Source organism: Planctomyces sp. SH-PL14 (genome assembly GCF_001610835.1).
Classification (GTDB): domain Bacteria; phylum Planctomycetota; class Planctomycetia; order Planctomycetales; family Planctomycetaceae; genus Planctomyces_A.
In genome coordinates, this window is sequence record NZ_CP011270.1 from 5,547,626 (window position 1) to 5,569,532 (window position 21,907).

Here is a 21,907-nt window from a genome sequence, read left to right on the forward strand (position 1 = left end):
CGGTGGCTTCCGAGCCCGCTGTGCCCTCAGCATCTCCGATGAACGAGGGCCGCGACGTGGCGTCGAATGCCGAGATCGAGATGCGCTGGGTGGATGCCTGGGAGGCCGTGCACGACATCGTCGGCGACCGCCGCGACGTGCCGGTTCTGCTCCCGGACTACTCGGTCGTGACGGTCCCTGAGCTGCTGGGCTGGCTGCAGGACTCGGTCTATCTGGGGTACGCGGTCCGGGTTGAGGCGGGTTGGGTCGGGCACCGGCAAGGCCTCATCGCTCATCGCACGCCACCCGACTTCGACGAAGGAAGGAGTGGGCCACAGATGAACACAGATGCACACGGATAAGAAACGTCTCCGTGGCCTCTGCGCTCTCTGTGTTTCAAGAATCCGCCGGGGGGGCCAGAAGGCGAAGACCAGGCGACGTTCCTCCCGCCCGTCGCCCCTTCGTGTTCTTGGTGCCGTCTTTGTGTCTTTGTGTTTAACCGCCTTAAACGCTCGCCCCGCGCACGAAAACGCCCGGCGATTGCGGTCGATCGCCGGGCGTCGTTCTTCGTGTTCTTGGTGCCTTCTTCGTGTCTTGGTGTTTAACTCTTCTTCACACCACTACCGCGCGGCGATCGTCGTCCGCGCGGGGGCGTCGCCCCGAACCATGTCGCCCCGCTGCGGGTCGGTGTCCGGTTCGCTCGGCCAGAGGTTGACGTTGCCGTCGCGGCCGACGCTCACGAGGAGCCCCTTCCGCGAGACGTCGAGGGCGGTCACCGCCTCTTCGTGACGGGTCATTTCCACGAGCTCGCGGGCATCGACGATCCCCGCCATCGTGTCGACGCGGCCGAGGCGCGGGTCCCAGACGCGGAGCGAGCGGTCGCGGCTGCCGGTCACGAGACGCATCGTCGGGCCGGTCCCGAGGAACCCGACCGCCTGGACTTCGCGGGAGTGGCCGACGAGCCGACGCAGCGGGGCGGCGTTCGCGGCGGCGTCCGCGCTCCACAGGTAGGCGTTGCGGTCCGCGGCGACGAGAATGAACTGGCCGTCCGGCGAGAAGCGGCCCGTCACGAAGGGGACCGTTTCGCCGTTGAGCTCGGTCTTCGGCAGGCTCAGGACGCGGAGTTCCTGGCCGTTCTCGACCGACCACAGCCGGGCCGTGCCGTCATCGCCGGTGCTGAGGATCTGCGTCCCGTCCGGCGAGTAGATGACCGAGCGGATCGCTCCCTTGTGGCCGGCGAGCGAACGGACTTCCTTGAAACCCGCTCCCGCTTCCCAGGTCCACTGCTTGATCAGGCCGTCCGAGCCGGAGGTGACGAAGTGGTACACCGCGCCGGTCGCCTTGGGCGAGAAGTCGAGGCTCCAGGTCGGGCCCTTGTGGACCGTCTCCAGCTTGGCGATCGCCTTGCCGGTCTTTGCGTTCCAGAGCTTGAGCGACTGGCTGCAGTTCCCGACGATCGCGCCGTCCGCCGAGAAGGCGGCCTGCGGGACCTGGTAGTGCGGCCGGTAGCTCAGCTTCATCGAGAAGCTCTGGGCGTCCCAGCGGTAAACCTCGTGGCCGTGGATCGTAAACAGGTCCCCGCTCTTGTCCGAGAGGACCGCCACGGGGGCCTGGAGGGCGACGGGGAAGGCCCGCTCCTTGGCGAGCTTGGCGCCCCGGTCCGAACCCGCTTCCCACGTGGCGATCGAGGCGGGCTGGTTGCCGGCCGGCTCGAGGAGGGTGTGGAACGTCAGCGATTCCGGCGCGAAACGGACCGCCCGGAAGCCGGGCTCGCCCGTCTTCGGCGTGGCGAGGACGCGGACCGCCATCGTCTTGAGGTCGACGATCGCCAGGCCCGACGGATCGGCGACCTTGCTCCCCGGCTTGGGGGCCGGGACGACGATCACGACCGCGGCCGAGTCGTCGTCCGAGACCGCCAGGCCGTCGACGAAGCCGTCGACCTGGGCTCCGGCACCGGCGGCGAGCGTCGGTCCGGTGTACTTCCGCAGCGAGCCGTCGTCGGCGGCGATCAGGAGGTCATCGTTCGCCAGGGTCCGGATCTGGACGACGGGGGTCTTGCTGGGGGTCAGGGTGGCGGTGATTTCTCCGCTCGCCGCGTCCCACACGAAGACGACCCCCTTGTCGGTCCCGCCGTAAACCTTCTTCCCGTCGTTCGAGATCGCGAGCGACGTGATCCGCTCCGAGGCCGCCCCCTTGCCGGCGAAGTCGCGGACGAACTGGAGTTCGCCGTCGGTGATCTTCCACAGCTTGGCGAGCGACGCGGGGTCGCTGCTGCCGGTCACCATCCACTGGCCGTCGCGGGTCACCGCGAAGCCGCGGAGGTTCGTTCCGGTGCGGGCCGCCGTCGAGATCTCGCGGCAGCCGTCCGCCCCCACGTCCTTCCAGACGCGGACGATCGAGTCCGCTCCGCCGACGATCAGGTAGTCGCCGCGGCGCTCCATGGAGAAGACCGAGAAGTCGGTCCCTTCCGCGAGGGTCGCGCCGGCCCGGAGGGCGGGCTCGTCCTCGAGGACCAGGACCGAGACCGCGCGGTTGGTTCCCGCTTCGAGCTCGACGATCCGCGACGTGTGGTCGCGGCTGGCGGTGACGAGCCGCTTCCCGGCGGCATCGAACCGGACCGAGAAGATCTCGTCGTTGGCGTGCGGGCGGATGACGTCGGCGCTCTGCTCGGCACCGGTGAACTTGAGCGTTTCGCCGGCCCGGGAGAGTTCCCAGCCGAGGAGTTCGCGGTCCTGGCCGATCGAGACCACGACCCCCTGTCCGAGGGGCGAGATCACGGCGCCGAGGACCGGCGAGCTGTGGCCGCGGAGGACATGCTGTTCCCGCTGGGCCGCGACGTCCCACACCTTGACGAGGAAGTCGTCGCCGGAGCTGACGAGCTGGCGGCCGTCCGCGCTGAAGTCGAGCGAGCGGACCGTGACGAAGTGGGCGGCCGACTCGGCGTCGGTCACCGAGACGTCGCCGAGGCGGGCGGCGTCGCTCTCTCCCTTGCCGGAGTGGAGTTCCTGGTAGGTCTCGACGAAGTCGTCCTGGGCCCGGTCCGCCTGGGCGGGACCGCGCTTCGAGAAGGCGGCCGCGACGGCGGAGCGGACGGCGTCTCCCTGGCTGACCGCCCGCAGGTCGCGGGGGGACCAGAGGAAGATCCGGCCGGTCTCGTCGGCACTGGCGATGCGGTCCCCGTCCGGCGACACGGCGACGCTCGTCACCGGGGCGGCGTGGGCCCGGAAGTCGGTGCGGGTCACGAGGCGGTACTGTCCTTCGACCTTGTCGAGGGCCCACACCTTGACGCCGTCCGTGCGGCGGCCGGCGTAGGCGGCGGCGACGATCGTTCCCTTGTCATTCGTGACGCTCGAAAGGTCGACCACCTTGTCCGGATGCCAGGCGGTGGCGACGACCTGCGGGGCGCCCGAGTCGCCGATCTCGACGAGCCGGATCGTGCGGTCCGCACAGCCGGCGGCCAGGAGCGTCTCGCTCAGGAAGGTCGCGTCGGCGATCGTTCCATTGGTGATGGCGGCTTCGCCGAGGAGCTTGCCGTCGGCGGCGTCGCGGATCTGGAGCTGTCCTTCGGTCGTGGCGACCGCCAGGCGGGCGCCGCTCCGCGACGGGAGGGCGAGCGAGGCGCCGGCGACCGTCGCGACCGGACGCGCGGCGAGCGCCACGCGGCCCGAGGGGTCGACGTCGGCCCGCCGGACCTCGCCGTCATGCAGGACCACGTAGGCGGCCCGTCCGTCCGGCGAGAGCCGCACGGAGCGGGGAGTGCCGCTCGGGAGCGAGGCGCTCGAGGTGGTCGGCCGGACTTCCCGCAGGAGCCGCTGGTATTCCCAGCCGAGCGGGATGCGGTCCCGATCCGCCTGGGCCCGGATCTCCGAGAGGACCTCGCGGGCCCGCTCGAAGTTGTTCTGCTTGATGAGAGCGAGGACGCTCTGGATCTTGGTGAGGTACTGCTCTTCTGCGGCGAGCTGGCGGGACGATTCGGCCTGCTTTTCGGCTTCCTTCTTGAGCTCTTCCGCCTTCTGCTTTTCCTGGGTGGCGAGCATCGTCGCCTGCTCGGCGGAGGCCTTGGCCTTCTCGGCCATCGCCTTTGCCATTTCGGCGTTCTTCTGGGCCGCTTCGGCCTGGGCCAGGTTCTTCGTGGCCGCGACGACGAGCATCTCGGCCTTCTTCGCGTCCGCGTCCGCCTTCTTGGCGTCTTCCGCCGCCTTGGCCGCGGCGATCGTCGCCTTCATGGTCTCGGCCTGGGCCAGCTTGGTGTCCTCAGCCGCCTTGATCTTGTCCTTGTTGGCCTGGACGAGGTCGGTCTTGGCCTTCTCGGCGTCCATCTGCGCCTGGGCCGCCTGGTTGGCGGCGAGCTTGGCCGTCTCTTCGGCCTTCTGCGCTTCCCCGAGGGCCTGCTTCTGCCGCTCGACCGCCAGCTTGGTGTCGTCGACGGCCCGCTGGGTTTCCTTCCGGGCGATCCCGGTCGCGATCTCCGCCTCTTCCTGGGCCTTCTTGGCGTCGTCGGTCTTCTTGTCGGCCAGGGCGGTTGCCTGGACGGCGTCGTTGATGAGCTTGACCGAGAGCGCCCCGCCCCCGATCAGGACGAACAGCAGCCCCAGCGACGCCCGGCGGAGCCAGACGATGCGGGACTGGCGGCTCTTCCGCTCCTGCTGGCCGAGCCGCAGCTTCTTGGCGACCGGACGGTGGGCGTCGAGCCCTTCGTCGAGGAGCGAGAGGCCGAGGTCGAAGTCTTCCTTCTTCCCCGCCTTCTCGGCGTACTGGACCCGGGCCTGGATCAGCCCCTGGCGGGCCTCGTCGTTGTCGGCCCACAGGGTGAGGGCTTCCTCGTAGCTGAAGATCGCCCGGTTGAACTTGTTGTAGTCCCCGCTCTCATTGGCCTCGTCGAGGTCGCTCTCGGCCTTGTTGACGAGCTTGATGCTCTCCGCGTGGGAGAGGTAGCCGCGGACCGCCGCCTGGAAGTGCTGGACCGAGGCGTAGCGGTCGACTGGTTCCGTCGCCATCGCCTTGCGGGCGATCTGGATCAGCTCGTTCCCCTCATGCTTCTTGCTGACCGGGAGGATGATGTTCTGCGCCGCGTTCCGCAGGCACTCCGTGGCGTTGTTGCCGGTGTGCGGCGGGTAGCCGGTGACGATCTCGAAGAGGGCCGCCCCCAGCAGGTAGATGTCGCTCGCGGGGCCGATGCGGGTGATCGGGCCGGTCGCGAGTTCCGGGGCCATGTAGGCCGGGGACCCGCCGAGGCTCGCCGTCTGGTGGACCGTCTCGGCCTTGGCGAAGGTCGCCGTCGGGACCGCGAGCCCCCAGTCCATGAGCATGACGACGCCGAAGTCGCCGATCATGACGTTTTCAGGCTTGATGTCGCGGTGGATCACGCCGCGGGAGTGGGCGAACGCCACGGCGTCCCCCACCTTGAGCAGGATCTCGATGTTGGACTCGAGCGTCCGGGCCGCGATGTCCTTCACCCACGGCGTCCCCTCGACGATCTTCATCGAGTAGAACAGCGAGTCGTCCGAGCCGCGGGCGACGTCGTAGATCGGGACGATGTTCGGGTGGTCCAGGTGCCCGGTCACGACCGCTTCCGAGAGGAACTGGTCGCGGCGGGTCTTGAGAGTCTTGGCCAGCCGGCCGCTGCTGTGCAGCCGCTCCCGGTCGGCGTCGGTCAGGGGCTTGATGACCTTGAGCGCCACCTTGCGGTCGAGCGACCGCTGCTCGGCGACGTAGACCGTCCCCATCCCCCCCTGGCCCAGGACCTTGACCAGGCGGTAGTCGCTGGCGACGACCGGCGCGGAGCCGATCGCCTGCATGGTCCGCTCGCCGACGTTGAGGCGGGTCTCGGTCCCGACCGAGGCGGAGCGGCGCTGGGCCTCGTCCGGCAGGGCGAAGTCCGCCGCCTTGGCGCCGGTGATCTTCTTCCAGTGGTCGATCTCGTCTTCCGGCAGGTCGCGGGGATTGATCGAGGTCGAGGGCCCCAGGTCCGCCAGGCTCTGGTGGCTCACGAGGGTCCGGGAGAACGAGTCCGCCACCGCCGCGAAGGCGTCGGCCGCGATCGTCGCCTCGAGGTCGTCGACGGGACCGGAGACGAGGGTCTTGGAATTGAGGATGTCGAGGTCGGGATCCGAGACGACCGTCCGCGAGTTGATGAGGTCGTCATCCGACCCGGTGCCGGCGGGCGGGGCCGTCGGCGCGAAGGTCGGGAACGCCGGGGCCGGCGGGGCGCCGCCGGGGACCGTGGCCGAGCCCAGCACGGCGGCCGGCGGAGCGGCGGGGGCCGCAGGAGCGCCCGGGGCCGGCGGGGCCTTCCGGTCGATCATGTCGATGTTCGTCGCCGAGTCGATCTGGACCGAGTCCGACGGCGGGACGAGGGTCTGGCCGACTTCCGGGTTGCGGTACGGGAGGTCGTCGTCGCTGTCGAGGCCGGCGATGTTGATCATCGGCTCCGAGACGGGCGACCCGGGGGTATCGGACTCCGATGGATCGAAGACCTTCTGCTCCGGGTTGGTCGGGTTGATGACGACCGGCGCCGGGTCGGTGAAGTCGACGATCTGCGACTCGAACACCTCGGAGGCGAAGGCGTACGTCCCCTGGACCGGGTTGACCGGATCCGGAATGTGCAGCGTCCCCTTGAGCTTCTTCTTCTGCTCGTCGTCCTGACGCGCCGGATCTTTGTCGGATGGAGTGGTCATGATTCGGTCACGCGATCGGGAGTGACTGGCGAGGGGGCCAGTGAAGGACCAGGGCTAACGGGACACAGGGGTGACAAAGACAGAGTTGGACATCAGGAGTTGGCCCGGCGGCGGCGGCGGGCCGACCGGCTGAACGGGTTTTCGGCCGCTTTCCGGCCACCCTTCCAGGCGGCGAGGAGGAGCGGAACGCCCGCGAGGGCGGCCCGGGGAGCGGCGTCCGTCGCCACAGCCGGACCATCACTCAGGGTATGCTCGATTTCGGTCGCGAGAGAAGCCCGATCCGGGTCCGCCACCGCAGGAGACCGCCGGGAATCCGCTCCGGCGGCGGACTGCGCCGTGCCGCCCGACTGGTCGGATTCGTTGCCGTTTGGAATCGAAGCGTCGAAGGAGACGTCGTCCAGGGCGCCCGCCCCTTCCTCCTCGAGGGCGGTGTCGTCCCCCGACTTCTCGATCGTCGAGCGGATTTCCTTGAGCTGCAGCTCCGTCGGGAGGTTCTCGAGGTCGACGTCCGGCGAGCGGACCGCCTTGTCGATCACGTCGAAGCGGAAGACCGAGCGGGGGTTGCCGGTCTCGCCCATCCGGTACCGCAGCTCGTAGCTGCCGTCCGGCAGGTTCTTGAGCAGCAGCTCCAGGTTGTTGCCGTCCAGGATGTCCTTGGGGAGCGTGACGACTTCCGGCTCGGCGTTCGGGTCGTCCGCAATGATCACGAGCTCGAACGTCAGCTCGCGGGAGGCGGACCGCTGCGGCGTCTGGCGGATCGGCTCCACCGGCGTCGTCGGGAGCGAGACCGACACGAACTCGGAGACCTGCAGCGGGAAGGCCCGCTCGAGGACGACCTCGCTCTCGGTCTGGACCGGGAGGGTGATGAAGGTCACCACGCTGCTGAGGAGGATCTCGACCCGCCCGTTGTCGAGGGCGTCCGCTCCGTTGAGGCCGGTTCCCTGGCGGACATCCGCGGCGTTGACGCTTCCGGGGGAGTACTGCTCCAGGTTCCGGAACTGGGCCGGGATGTCGGTGGAGCTCGCCAGCCCCAGCGTCTCGCCGGTCGCGGTGTTGATCGGCGACAGGGCCTGGCCGTTGACGCTCGACGCCAGGACGACGATCGACGGGTCGTGCGAGACGGCGAAGTCGACGAAGAACAGGTTCGGGGAGCCCCCCGGGAGGGTTCCCGGCACGCTCAGGGCGAACTGGTCCGCCTGCGAGTAGGTGTGGGAGAGGATCGTCGGGTTGCCGCCGGTCAGGTAGGTCGCGTTGGCGTCCGCGGTCCACCCCGTTCCGCCGAACGAGACCCCGGTGTAGCGGGGGCTCGTGTCCAGGAAGCCGAGGAAGTTCGTCCCGTCGAGGTCGCCCCAGTCGACATGGACGTTGAGACCCAGCTCGCCCGCCACGCCGACCGTGTCGAGCGTGATCGAGACGTCGCCGTTGTTGCCGATCGGGACCTGGCCGCCGGCGGTGGTGTAGTAACCCGCCCGGTCGAAGTTCTTCGCGATCGCGTAGGCCAGGGAGGTGACCGGGTTGACGGTCATGATCGTCGACTGGCCGGAGGTGAAGACGAAGTTCCCCCCCGCCACGAGCGTCGCCGAGGCGGCCGCGGTGTTGAAGACCATCAGGGTTCCGCCGACGCCCAGCGGGCTGACCGCGGTCCCCTGGAAGACGATGTCCCCGCCGCTCCCCTTGGCGACCAGCAGGGCCGTGCTGGCGTTGGCGTCGAGCGGGGTGGCGTCCCCGGCGGTGACGGTCCGGACCGTGATCGTCGAGCTGGCGGCCCCTCCGGCCCCCAGGTTGGTGGCCGGGGTGTTGGTCCCGGCGATGACGTCGAGCGTCACGCGGTCGAGGTCGTTCGTCACGACGGCGATCGAGCCGTTCGCGGTCACGACGTTCTCGAGGATGATGGCGTCGGTCTCGAAGACGAAGACGCCCCCCGTCCCGATGATGTTGGCGAAGAGGCTCGTCACGCTCGTGTCGAAGAAGTCGGCGCTCGTGCCGAGGCCCGTCACGGTCGTGACCGAGAGGACGTTCGCCGTCACGTTGACGTTGGTCCCGTTGCCGTCCGTGACCGCCCCGGCGGTCAGTGTGACGTTGGCGGTTCCGCCGGCGGCCGTGATCCCGTCGATCGCGTTCGGAACGCGGGCTCCGGCCGCGACCGTCCCGATCGCGACGCTGTCGACATCGAAGTAGGCGACGTCGCCGGTGCCGGTCGTGGCGGCGAAGACGTCGACGTCGTTGTTGGCGCTTCCCAGGCTGATCAGGGTCCCGGCCGCAGCCGAGAGGTTGGCCGTCGTCAGGATGCCGCCGGCGGTCTGGGTGATCGCCCCCGCCGTGGAGACGAGGCGGATGTCGCTGGCGGCGGTGATCGCGGTCTCGAGGCTCAGGTTGCCGCCGGCCAGGAGCTCGATGTCGAGGGCCGCCGTCACGCCGCTGCCGGCGGTCGTCACGAGCGCTCCGCCGGGGATCGCCACGATCCGCAGGTCGTCGGCGTCCAGGAAGTAGACGTTGCCGGCGGTCGCAGCGGCGGTGAAGAAGTCGACGTCGTTGTTCGCCAGGGCCAGGTCGACCGACCCGGCCGCGAAGGCGCTCAGGGTGGAGCTGGTGATGATCCCGGTGGCCGACTGGACGATCGAGCCGCCGACCGCCTGCAGCCGGACGTCGTCCCCGAGAGCGGTGATCGCCTCGTTCACGCCGATGTTGAGGCCGGCGAGAATCTCGACGTCGAGCCCGGCCACGATCCCGGTCCCGCCGCCGATGCAGATCGAGCCCGCGACCGCCCCGACCGTGACGTCATTGGCGTCTTGGAAGTAGACGTTCCCGGTCGTCGCCTCGGCGGAGAAGATCGCGACGTCGTTGACGAGCGTCGAGAGGTCGACCGAGCCGGCGGCCCGGGCCAGGAGCGAACCGGCGCCGATCGCCGCCGTCTGCGTCACCGAGCCGGTGTCGGACTGCAGCCGGACCGTGCCGCTCGACAGGGCCAGGTTGATCGACAGCGAGCCGACCGACCGCAGATCGATCTCGGCCGGGGCGGTGACGCCATTGACGGCGCCGGTCACCAGGACCCCGCCCGCCACGTTGCCGAGCGTGAAGGTGTCGGCGTCCATGAACCGGACCGCCGAGCCGGCGGAGGCGGCAAAGACGTCGACGTCGTTGTTCGCGAGGCAGAGCTCCACCGACTGGCCGGCCCCGTTCGCCTGGGCGCTCAGGTTGGCCGCCGTGATGGCGCCGGTGGCGGTCTGGCTGATCGAGCCGGCGGTCGACTGCAGCCGGACGTCGTCCCCGAGGGCGTTCACGACCTGCTGGAGGCTGAGGTTGCCGGCCGTGAGGAGTTCGACGTCGTTCGCGCCGTTGGCCGTGATCCCGTTGACCGCCGTCGTGACGCACGTCCCGGCGGTCACGTTGCCGACGATGAGGTCGTCCGCGTCGCGGAAGTAGACGAAGCCGTTCCCCGTGACGGCGGCGAAGGTATCGACGTCGTTCGCGAGCCGCAGGTCGACGTTCGTCGCCGCCTGGGCGCTGAGGCTTCCCGCGGCGATGGCGCCGACGCCGCTCTGGGTCACCGCGCCGGTGGTCGACTGGAGCCGGACATCGTCCCCGAGAGCGGTGACCGCCTGCTGAAGGCTGAGGGCGCCCACCGACATGACTTCGACGTCGGTGCCGCCCGTGATCCCGTTCACCGCGGTGCTGACGAGCGTCCCGCCGGTCACCGAGCCGACGATCAGGTCATCGGCGTCCCGGAAGAGGACGAATCCGCTCGTCGCGGTCGCGGCGAAGACGTCGACGTCGTTGGCGGCGGCGACGCACAGGTTGACGTCGATCGCGGCCTGGGCGCTGAGGTTGGCGGCCGTGATGACGCCGGCGGCGGTCTGGGTCACGGAGCCGGCGGTCGACTGGAGCCGGACGTCGTCCCCGGCGGCGGTGACCGCCTGCTGGAGGCTCAGGTCATTGACCGTCAGGACTTCGATATCGGTCCCGGCCGTGATTCCGTTGACCGCCCCGACGACACAGAAGCCGCCGGCCACGGAGCCGACGATCAGGTCGTCGGAGTCCCGGAAGAAGACGTCCCCGGTCGTGGCGGTGGCCGCAAAGACGTTGACGTCGTTGGCCGCGGTCCCCAGGTTGACGTCCGCCGAGGCCTGGGCGCTGAGGTTGGCGGTCGTGATGATGCCGGTCGCCGACTGGCTGATCGAGCCGCCGGTCACTTCCAGCCGGACATCGTCGCCGATGGCGGTGATCGCCTGATCGACGATGATCTCTTCCCCGGCCATGATCTCGACGTCGACCCCCGCCGTAATGCCGGTCACCAGGTTGGTGACCAGGACCCCTCCGGCGAGGCTGCCGACCGTGACGCCGTCGAAGTCGCGGAAGTAGACGCTCCCCACCGTCGAGGTCGCGGCAAACTCGTCGACGTTGTTGACGGCAATGCACAGGGTGACGTTGTTGAAGGCCTGGGCGCTGAGCCGGCCCCCGGTGATGACTCCGGTCGCCGTCTGCGTGATCACGCTGCCGGTCGACACGAGGCGGATGTCATCCAGCTGGGCGGTCACGACGGCCTGGATGCTCAGGATCGCGGCGGTGCGGATCTCGATGTCGCCGGCCGCTCCCGCTTCCGCGGTCGCATCCCCCGCCACGACCCCGGTCGCGCCGGTGACGCAGATCGAGCCCGCCACCGTCCCGATGACGAGGTCGTCGACGTCGTTGAAGTAGATCGAGCCGGCCGAGGTGGTGGTCGCCGCCGCGAAGGTGTTGACGTCGTTCCCGAGCTGGAGGTCGATGTTGCCCGAGGCCCGGGCCACGAGCGACGTCGCCACGATCGTGCCGGTCCCCGACTGCGTGATCGCGCCGTTGTCCGCCTGGAGCCGGACCGTTCCGCTGGTGAGCCCCTGGGTGATCGCGAGGTCCCCCGAGCCGGCCCGCAGGTCGATCTCGCTGGGAGCGGTCACGCCGGTGACGTCCCCGGTCACCAGCACCCCGCCGAGGACGGTCCCGAGGGTGAAGGTGTCGGCGTCCATGAACCGGACCGCGACGGCCGCGCTGGCGGCGAACGTGTCGACGTCGTTGGGGGCGACGCACAGCTCGACCGACCCGCCCGCTCCGTTGGCCCGGGCGCTGAGGTTGGCGGCCGTGATGACCCCCGCCACGGTCTGGGTGATCGAGCCCGCGGTCGCCTGGAGCCGGACGTCGTCCCCGTCGGCGGTCACGACCGCCTGGAGGTCGAGGGTTCCGCCGGTGAGGATCTCGATGTCTCCCGCTCCGCTGGCGACGACGCCGGTGGCGCCCGTCGTGATGCAGATCGAGGCGGCCACCGAGCCGACGACGAGGTCATCCGTATCGCGGAAGTAGACGAAGCCGGAGCTGGTCGTCTCCGCGGCGAAGATGTTGACATCGTTCGCGAGCCGGAGGTCGACGTTCCCGGAGGCCCGCGCCAGGAGCGAGCCGGCGGTGATCGTCCCCGTTCCCGACTGGGTCACGGAGCCGTTGTCCGCCTGGAGCCGGATCGTGCCGCTCGAGAGGGCCTCGGTGATCGCCAGGTCCCCGGAGCCGGCGCGGAGGTCGATCTCGCTCGCGGCGGTGATCCCCGTCACGTTGTTCACGATCAGCACGCCGCCGGGGACCGTCCCGAGGGCGAAGTTGTCGACGTCCATGAACCGGACCGCGACCGCCGCGCTCGCCGCGAAGGTGTCGACGTCATTGTTCGCAGTGCACAGCTCGACCGACTGGCCGGCGGCGTTGGCCTGGGCGCTGAGGCTGGCGGCGGTGATGACCCCCGCCACGGTCTGGGTGATCGAGCCGGTCGTGGACTGGAGCCGGACCGTGTCCCCCGCGGCCGTGACTTCGGCCTGGAGGCCGAGGGTCCCGACCGTCAGGATCTCGATATCGCCGCCCGCCACAACACCGGCGTCCCCGGCGATGCAGACCGATCCCGCGACCGTCCCGACCGTGAGGCCCGACGTGTCGCGGAAGTAGACGAAGCCCGCCGTCGCTTCCGCTGCGAGCGTCCCGGCGTCGTTCGCGAGCTGGAAGTTGATGTTGTTCGAGGCCAGCAGGAGGAGGTTCGTGGCGGTGATCGTCCCGGTCCCCGACTGCGTCAGCGAACCGTTGTCCGCCTGGAGCCGGATCGTGCCGCTGGAGAGCGCCTCGCTGATGTTGAGGTTCCCCACGCCCGCCCGGAGGTCGATCTCGGTGGGAGCCGTGACGCCGGTCACGCTGCTCGCGACCAGGACTCCCGCTCCCACGGTTCCGAGGGCGAAGGTGTTGGCGTCCATGAACCGGACGGCAACCGCGGCGCTGCCGGCGAACGTCCCGACGTCGTTGGCCGCGGTGCACAGCTCGACCGACTGGAACACCCCGTTGGCTTGGGCGCTGAGGTTGGTGGCGAAGATGGTTCCGGCGGAGGTCTGGGTGATCGATCCGTCATCCGCCTGGAGCCGGACGTCGTCCCCGATGGCCGTCACGGCCGCCTCCAGGCCGAGCTCGCCGCTGGTGCGGATCTCGATGTCCTGGCCGGCCTCGAACCCCACGACCTGCTGCGTCACCAGGACGCCGCCCGTGACGGTCCCGACGGTCACGCTCCCGGAGTCGCGGTAGTAGAGGAAGTCGGCCGCGTTCGCGCCGGTGACCGCCGCCACGACGTCGACGCTGTTCGAGGCGGACCGCAGGTCGATCTCCGCCGTCGCGCGGGCGCTGAAGTTGGCGGCCGAGACCCCGCCCCCCGTCTGGACGATCGAACCCGCCGTCGTCTGGAGCCGGACCGTGTCATCCGCCGCCGCGATGTCCTGCAGGAGGCTGATGTTCCCGCCGGCCAGGATCTCAACGTTGTTCCCCGTGCCGCCTGCCGTCACGCCGCTGGCGCCGCCAATGCAGCTGGAGCCATTCACGAAGGAGATCGTCAGGCCGTCCGTGTCGTTGAAGTAGACAAAGCCGTCCGTCGTCTCCGCGCTAAAAACGTCGACGTCGTTGGCCAGCCGCAGGTCGACATCCGTGCCGGCCCGCGCCAGCAGCGACGTCCCCGTGATGATCGCCCCGGCGTCCTGCGTCACCGAGCCGGTGTCGGACTGCAGGCGGACCGTCGTGCTCGTGAGGGCCTGGTTGAGCTGGAGGTTTCCGCCCGCCCGGAGGTCGATCTCGTTCGGGGCGGTGACGCCGTTGAGATCGGCGCTCAGGACGCTCCCGGCGGTCACGGTGCCGAGCGTGAACGTGTTGGCGTCCATGAACCGGACCGCCGAGCCGGCGGTGGCGGCGAAGGTATTGACGTCGTTGGGGGCGAGGCACAGCTCGACCAGGTTCCCGGCCTCGGCGCCGAGGAGGTCGGCGATCACCGGGGCGGTGGCGTCCTGCGTGATGTTCGTCGTGGCCCGCAGCCGGACCGTGCTGCCGGCGCTCGTGCCGACGTTGACGCCGCTGACATCCGCGACGAAGACGTTTCCGGCCGTGACCGTCGAGAGGTTCACGCTGTTGGTGTCGCGGAAGCTGACGAACTGCCCGCCGCCGGTCGCCGCGGCGGCGAAGTCCGTGACGTTGTTCGTCGCCAGTGAGAGGTCGATGTCCCCGGTGTCGGAGACGGCCGCCAGGGTCGCCCCCGTGATGGCGGCGGTCTGGGTGATGTCGCCGCTGGCCCGCAGGCGGATCGTCCCGTTGCCGGAGGCGATGGCGTCGCTGATGACCAGGTTCCCCGCGTTCACGAGGACCGAGATGTCTCCGTTGGCTCCGCTGGCATTGAGCCCCGAGACGGCGCCGACGGTCCCGACCGTCAGGCTCCCGGCGGCGGCGACCTGCTCCAGGAAGATCCCGCCGGAGGTCGTGGCCCGCGCGGCGACGGTGCCGACGGAGATCTCCAGGCGGTCGGCGGCGGTCCCGACCCCGCCGCCGGTCCGCAGCTCGAGGGCCGACGCGGTCACGTTCAGGGCGCCGGCGTTGGCGTCCGTGATCGCTCCGGTGATCTCGAGGCAGACGGTGGCGGTCGTCGAGACGATGTCGACGGCGACCGAGTCGGAATCGGTGTAGTTGATGACGCCGGACGCGTTCGCCGTATCGGCGGCGTTGCGGGCCTGCAGGTTGATGGTGTCGAAGTCGTTCGTCGCGAAGTCGAGCGTGATCGCCGCGCCGGCGTCGTTGAGGGTCTTGACCGAAAGCGTGGTCCCGACGAGCTGGCCAGAATCGGTGATCGCATCGGTCCCCGAGAGGGTCACGGTGCTGGCGGTCCGGATCGTCGCGACGTCGAAGCCGGTCTGGTCGACGTAGGTGATCGCTCCCGCGGCGTTCGCCACATCGGCGGCGTTGCGGGCCTGCAGGTTGACGGTGTTGAAGTTGATCGTCGCCGAATCGAGCGTGATCGCCGCGCCGGCGTCATTGAGGGTCTTGACCGTCAGCGTGTTCCCGTTCATCAGGGAGGTGGACCCGGTGATCGCCCCGCCGGCGGTCAGCGTGACGTTCCCCGTCGTCGTGATGGTCCGGACGATGTCGAAACCGGTCGCGTCGCGGTAGGTCAGGTTGCCCGCCGCGAAGCTGTTGCCGAGAGCGTTGAACGACTCCAGCCGGATCGACGCGAAGTCGTTCGTGGCGTTGTCGAGGACGATGTCCGCGCCGGCGTTGTTGAACGTCCTCGCCGTCAGCAGCGTGCCGGTGAGCTGGCCGGAATCGGTGATCGTGCCGGTGCCGGACAGCGTGACGGTGCTCGTCGTCAGGGCGGCCGCGACGTCGAATCCGGTCGCGTCGAAGTAGGTGATCGCCCCGGCGGCATTGGCCGCGTCGGCGGCGTTGCGGGCCTGGAGGTTGACGGTCGCGAAGTCGTTGGTCTGGTTGTCGAGGGCGATCGCGGCGCCGGCGTTGTTGAGCGTCTTCACGATCAGCGACGTGCCGGTGAGCTGGCCCGAATCGGTGATCGCGTCGCCGCCGGTCAGCGTGACGCTGCTCGTCGTCAGGGCGGTCTGGACGTCGAATCCGGTCGCGTCGCGGTACGTGATCGCGCCGGCGGCGTTCGCCGCGTCGGCCGCGTCGCGGGCCTGCAGGTTGACCGTCGTGAACTCGTTCGTCGCGTTGTCGAGGGTGATCGCGGCGCCGCCGTTGTTGAGCGTCTTCGCGAACAGCGTCGTGCCGGTGAGCTGGCCGGAGTCGGTGATCGGTCCGCCGCCGACCAGCGTGACGGTGCTCGTCGTCAGGGCGGTCGCGACGTCGAAGCCGTCCGCGTCGGCGTAAGTGATCGCTCCGGCGGCGTTCAACGTGTCGGCCGCGTTCCGGGCCCGCAGGCTGACGGTGTTGAAGTCGTTGGCGGCGTTGCTGAGCCGGACCAGTCCGCCGGCGTCGTTGAGCGACCGGGCGTCGAGCGTCGCCCCGGAGACCGCGCCGGTGAGGTCGATCGAGCTGGCGACGAGCGTCATCGCGTCATTGGCCGCGACCGTTCCGGCGCCGGTGATCGTCCCCCCCACCGTGACCGAGAGGTCCGACCCGGCGGCGCTGAGGTTCGTCGTCCCGGAGAAGACGACCGTATCGGTCCCGCCCAGTCCGTTGATCGTGAGGGACCGGGTGTAATCGGGGATGTCCACCGTCAGGTCGACGGTCGCGGTCAGCCCCATGTTGACGATGAGGGTCCCGACCGAGTTGTCGAACGTGGTCGTCTCGAAGGCGCTGGTGCCGCTGCGGATCTGCGAGATCCCGTTCGCGGCGGTCCCGTCGTCCTCCAGGAAGACCGTGTCGGCGGCGTCCGGGAGGTTGAAGATCAGGGTCGTGATCGTGCTCCCCGCCATGTCGACCGGCTCGAGGCCGGTGTAGTTGATCGTGGCGGAGGCGGAGGCGGTGTTGTAGACGATGTTCCCCGCGTTCGCCGGGGTGGTCGTCAGGAACGTGTGCGTCACCGTCGTGAAGGTGCCGCCGTTGATGTCGAGCTTGTCGTTGTCCCCCGCGGTCTCGCCGCCGTTCCAGTTGATGTCGACGTCGAAGAAGCCGCCGGTCGCGGCGTAGTTGACCAGCAGCGTCTCGCTCTGGCCGTTGGTGCCGATGACCGTGACCGTCTGATTCAGGACCGAGGCGTAGGAAACGGAGTCGACGATGACCCCGTCGTCCAGGAACTGGATGGTGTTTCCGATCCGCCGCAGCTCCAGGTTCCCCGCTCCGGCACCGTCGGAGGTGAAGATGACCGCTCCGGACTGCGTCAGGCGGAAGTCGTTCGAACCCCCGCCACCGGCTTGATAGTTGGCGATGAACGGGATGCCGTTGATCGTGCGGGTCCCCTCATCCGGGACGCCGGAGAAGGTCCCGCTGATGGCATCGTTGCCGTCGTTGACGATCAGGTTGATCCGCTGGGCGGGACTGGGGGTGATCGTCCCGTTCGTCGTCAGCGTGACCCCCGCCTGGATCGTCACCGTCCCGGTGACGTCGAGCTGGTCGTACCCGCTCCCCGCCGTGTTGGTGTTGACGTCCGCGACGTAGAACGACCCGGTCTGGAACGTCAGGTTGCCGACTTCCAGGACCGCCGTGGTCCCCGGTGCCAGGCCCGGCGCCAGGGTGCCGCCGCTGGCGATCGTGACCGACCCGCTGATGCTTCCGTTTCCGCCCAGGGTCCCGCCGTTGTTGACCAGGACGCTGCTGGTCCCGGTCCCCGAGCCCGCGCCGTTGGTGACGAGGAGCACCCCGTCGGAAACGGTCGTCGTCCCGGTGTAGGTGTTGGCGCGGGCCAGGGTCAGGGTCCCCGGACCCTGCTTGGTCAGCCCGCCGCCGCTGATCGTCGTACCGACCGCCTGCGTGATCGCGTCGTCGCTTCCGACCGTGAGCCCGGCCGAGGCGGCGATGTTCCCCAGGACCATCCCGCCGGCGTCGTCCCGCAGGCTGACCGCGGTGCCGGTGGCCGCCACGGTCCCGACGAAGTCGTTGCCCGGATCCGACAGGTCGATGATCCCGCCGGCCCCGGCCAGCGTCACCGCGCCGGCCCCGGCCTGAGTGATCCCGCCGGTCTGCGTGATCCCGACCGCCGTGATGGTGAGGGTTCCGGTCCCGACCGCCGAGGCTCCCAGGATGATCGCGTTGGCGTCCCTGATGGAGACGTTGTTGGCGCCACTGTTGTTCAGCGAGACCGACCCCGTGAAGTCGTTCGAGGTGTTCGTCAGGGTGATGACCCCGGCGCCGGCGTTGAAGGTCGCCGCTCCGGCCGCCGCTCCCTGGATGATGGCCCCCGATTGCGTGATCCCGACGGCGTTGACCGTCAGCGTCCCGGTCCCGACGGTCGACGCCCCGAGGAGGAGTGCGTTGACGTCCGTGATGGCGACGTTGTTGGCGCCGCTGTTGTTCAGCGAGACCGCGCCGGTGAAGTTGTTCCCGGCGTCGATCAGGCTGATCGCCCCCGCGCCGGCGTTGAACGTGACCGCTCCGGCCGCGGGGGCCTGGGCGATGGCGCCGGTCTGGGAGATCCCGACGGCGTCGACCGTGAACGTCCCGGTGCCGAGCGTCGAGGCTCCGAGCACGAGCGCGTTGACGTCCGTGATGGCGACGTTGCCCGCCCCGGTCGCAAAGAGCGAGACCGCCCCGCCGAAGTCGTTCGCGGGGTCGGTGAGCGTGATGGAGGTCCCGCCGGTGGTGGCGGTGAAGCTGCTGGTCCCCGTGACGGCGAGGGCGGCGGTCTGCGTGATCGCCCCGGTGGAGCTGACCGTCAGCGATCCGGCCGAGCCCGCGATCGCCGTGGCACTGTCTTCCTGGATCGAGACCGTCCCGCCGGAGTTGACGGTCACGCTGCCGAAGTTCGTCGTGCTGGCGCCCCCGATGGCGATCGACGTGCCGCCGAAGGAGGCATTGTTCGTGACGGCGAGGCTCGCGGAGCCGTCGGTGATGGCGCCGGTCGAGGTGAGCGAGAGGCTGTTGGCGACGTTGGCGCCGAGCAGGCTGGTGTCCGAGTCCTCCTGGATCGAGACCGCGCCGGCGGAGCTGAAGGTCACGCTGCCGAAATTCGTGGTGGTCCCCGCGCCGCCGATGGTGATCGACGAGCTGGCGAAGGCGGCGTTAGTCGTGACGGCGAGGCTCGTCGAACTGTCCGAGATTCCTCCGGAGGAGGAGATCGCCAGGTTCTGCGCCGTGTTGTCGCCGGCGAGGACGGTGGCCGAATCCTCCGCGAGCACGACCCCCCCCCCGGAGTTGAACGTGAAGCTGCCGAGGTTGGTGGTGGTCCCGCCGCCGCCGATGGCGATCGACGAGCCGGCGAACGAGGCGTTGTTCGTGACGGTGAGGCTCGTCGAGCCGTCCGTGATCCCGGCGGTGGACGTCAGCGAGAGGCTGCTGGCCGTGTTGGCGCCGGCGAGCGCGGTGGCGGAGTCCTCCTGGATCGAGACCGCCCCGGCGGAGTTGAACGTCAGGCTGCCGAAGTTGGTGGTGATCCCGGCGCCGCCGACGGTGACCGACGTGCCGTTGAAGGAGGCGTTGTTCGTGACCGCCAGGCTCGTCGAGGCGTCCGTGATCGCGCCGGCGGAGGTGAGGCTGAGGGAAGACGCCGTGTTGACGCCGGCGAGGCTGGTGGCCGAGTCCTCCTGGATCGTCACCGCCCCCGTCGCGTTGAACGTCAGGCTGGCGAAGTCCGTGGTCCCCGCGCCGCCGACGCCGATCCCTCCGGCGGTGGCGGTGAAGGTGGCGGCTCCGGTCGCCGTGAGCGTCTCGCCGCCGGTGGCCAGCGTGATGGTCGATCCGGAGAACGAGGCGGCCCCGGCGACGGTGACGTTCGCCCCCGCGCCCGTCACGTTTCCGCCGGTGACGATCGAGATGCTGCTTCCGAAGTCGATCGTCGTCGCGCCGGTGAACGAGACGTCGTTGGTCGCGTTGGCGCCGTTGTTCAGGCTCAGTCCGTTCGCGAGGCCGGCAAATGTGGCCTTATCGACGGTCAGCGTGTTCGTCCCGTTGCCCACCACGCCGCCGCCGTCGGTCCCCACCCACGTTTCCGCGCCGCTGAGCGTGAAATAGAAGTTGGTCGCGTCGGCCGAGATCGCGATGTCCTGGTTGGCTGCCCCCAGGTCGGTCAGCGTGAGGGAGTCCCCCGCGACGACGGCAAAGGTCGCATCGAGCACGATCCGCGGCTCAAGTCCCTGCGGACGGAGCCGGGTTGCGACCCGTTGACGGATCGGCTGGGGACGGCTGCGGCGGTTCCACGAGCGGAAATAGCGCTGTACTCTTGCCCAGAAGCCCATCTGCTCCACTCCGCCTGTCTGTCATCTTCGCTGTGATGCGAAAATGAGCATTTCCTGAACTTGACTTCGCCCGCAGCGTCCCCGGCAAGACGAGCCAAGTTTACCCAGCTTGCACCTCAATATCCACCAGTTACCACCGTCAAGGTCGTTGAATCCGTATTCGGCATTCCCGTTATCGGCACTGTCCGAAAGTAACAGCAGGATCGGTCAAGGGGTCACGGTGAAGTTTGACGACGGAGCCGGTTGTTCCGGGCATTCAGGAACTTCCGGAGTCGGGCTCCCCGCGGGCTCGATAACTCCGATTGAGGCATGATCTCGGACGAAAGCCTCCACCTGGGCAAAGGGCGCGCATCGCGTGATGTCTATGCGTACACCAAGGACGAGAGCTGTGAAAGACTCCCGCAAGGCGCTGGCGCTCGCGCTCCTGGGTTCCGGACTCTTCGGAGGTTCGGCCCGAGGGGACGACGCCGAGGGCTATGTTCGTTTTGTCGCCGGACAGGGGCTGACCCCCGTCTCCGCGACCGCCGCCGCTTCGGAATACGAAGGTGTGGTCCGTCTCCGCCAGATCCCCGGCACGGTGCTCCCGGCCCCGGTCGCGCCTCTGCCGACCGCGCCGCCGCTCCTGTCGCCGGCCGAGCTGGGGCCTGTCGAACTGCAGGCCGTGCCGGTGATCTCGCAGGGAGTGCCGGTCCTTTCGCCGGGCGAGCCGCATCTGATTCTTTCCGCCACGCACGCGGTCGACCCCTCCCGCAAGCCGGGCTGGGGGCAGTTGCCTCTCGCTCTGGCGTCGCCGCGGCTCGATGTGGTGATTCCCTCGCTCCATCCGGCCCATATCCGGACGGGTCTGGCCAGCGGACGGGGGCTGTCCCGGCTCCCGAGCCTCGATCTGGCGCGAGGCGAAGGATTGGCGCACAAGCCGGCCGCGATTGCCGCTCCTGTTGCCGTTGCCGCACCGGTCCGCACGGAAAACTCGATTCAGATTGCCCGAACGGAACCGGCCGCAGTGCCGGCGGCGGTCGAATCCGCTCCGGCTCCGGCCCCCGGAAAGCGGGAGCTGGTGATGGAGTTGCGGCGGGCGGCCGAGGAGGCGGTGGGCGAGAAGCCGCTGGTCGCCGAGACGGTCGACGGGCCCCGGACGCGGCCCCGTTCGCATGTCGACGGGATCGGAAGCGGCGAACTGGCGATCGTGACCGCCCCCCGGTCGGGCAAGGATCTGGGGCTGGATCCGGTGAACGGGTTCCAGTCGGGAAATACGTCGATCGGGTTGCGGATCGCTCAGGCGCCTCCGCCGCCGGTGGCACCTCCGGGCGGGAAGTCGGCCCCGATCGAGGAGGGGGATGGTCCGATGCCGAGCCGCAAGGAACCGGCGCGGGCGCGGACGGAATCGGAGATCGCGGCGATGCTGCGGGCTCCGGTGGCGGACATCAGCGTGGACGATCCGACGCAGGATCCGGCGACGTCGAACGAGCGGCCGGACAGCCTGGCGGCGAAGTATGCGGCTCCCGGGATCTTCGTGTCGAACTGGACGTGGCCTGAGCCGCGGCATCAGCGGTACACGTATCCGTTCTATCACACGCCTCTCTACTTTGAGGACGCGAACCTGGAGCGGTGCGGACTGGGATACGGGGTGTTCCAGCCGTGGGTTTCGAGCGGTCGGTTCATCGGTCAGACGTTCATCTGGCCGGCGGCGATGTTTCACCGGTGTCCGTATGAGCACGTCGTGACGCCGGGGGATTGCCGGACGTGTGAGAAGTTCAGGTTGAACACGACGTCGGCGAAGTGAGGGTGGGTGTCGGTGGCAGAAGAGATTCAGCCACAGATCAACACAGATGGACACGGATCAGAGATGACCCAGGGTTGCCGGTGTGGCGGCCCTGGGTTTTCTTTTTTTTGGGGGTGTGGGGAAGTGCAGAGGGGCCTGTGAGGAAGGCGGAAGGGGTTCAGGCGGAAGGCTGAAGGTAGAGCGGCGCAACTCAGGATCAATTGGATCTGACCGGGGTCCAGGGGGTCACCCCTGGTGGGGAGTGCAGAGGGGCAACGCCCCTTTGCCCGCCGGAGGCCTGGCCGTCGAGAGATGTCTGAAGGAGTGAGTATCCAAGCGCGGAC

General features: G+C 69.3%; 4 protein-coding genes. 2 read left to right on the forward strand and 2 right to left on the reverse strand.

Annotation, left to right across the window (positions count from 1 at the left end):
* Positions 1 to 20: 20 nt before the first annotated feature.
* Positions 21 to 341, forward strand: coding sequence for a hypothetical protein (locus tag VT03_RS21240; protein ID WP_156514671.1), 321 nt, complete (start codon positions 21 to 23; stop codon positions 339 to 341).
* A gap of 258 nt (positions 342 to 599) precedes the next feature.
* Here the strand turns inward: VT03_RS21240 and VT03_RS21245 are convergent, their stop codons facing one another.
* Both VT03_RS21245 and VT03_RS21250 read right to left on the reverse strand, forming a co-directional pair.
* On the reverse strand, positions 600 to 6,656 hold the full coding sequence (locus VT03_RS21245; RefSeq protein ID WP_075094848.1) for a WD40 repeat domain-containing serine/threonine protein kinase: 6,057 nt from the start codon (positions 6,654 to 6,656) through the stop codon (positions 600 to 602).
* A gap of 92 nt (positions 6,657 to 6,748) precedes the next feature.
* Positions 6,749 to 19,801, reverse strand: coding sequence for a beta strand repeat-containing protein (locus VT03_RS21250; protein WP_075094849.1), 13,053 nt, complete (start codon positions 19,799 to 19,801; stop codon positions 6,749 to 6,751).
* 388 nt (positions 19,802 to 20,189) lie between these two features.
* Here VT03_RS21250 and VT03_RS21255 point away from each other — a divergent pair, with 388 nt between their 5' ends.
* Positions 20,190 to 21,584 (forward strand): hypothetical protein, encoded by a 1,395-nt coding sequence (locus VT03_RS21255; RefSeq protein ID WP_075094850.1) that lies wholly within the window; start codon positions 20,190 to 20,192, stop codon positions 21,582 to 21,584.
* Positions 21,585 to 21,907 lie beyond the last annotated feature (323 nt).

Excerpts from the sequence above, each read along its gene's own strand:
- VT03_RS21245 (WP_075094848.1), bottom strand. The coding sequence starts at position 6,656 with ATGACCACTCCATCCGACAAAGATCCGGCGCGTCAGGACGACGAGCAG.
- VT03_RS21250 (WP_075094849.1), bottom strand. The coding sequence starts at position 19,801 with ATGGGCTTCTGGGCAAGAGTACAGCGCTATTTCCGCTCGTGGAACCGC.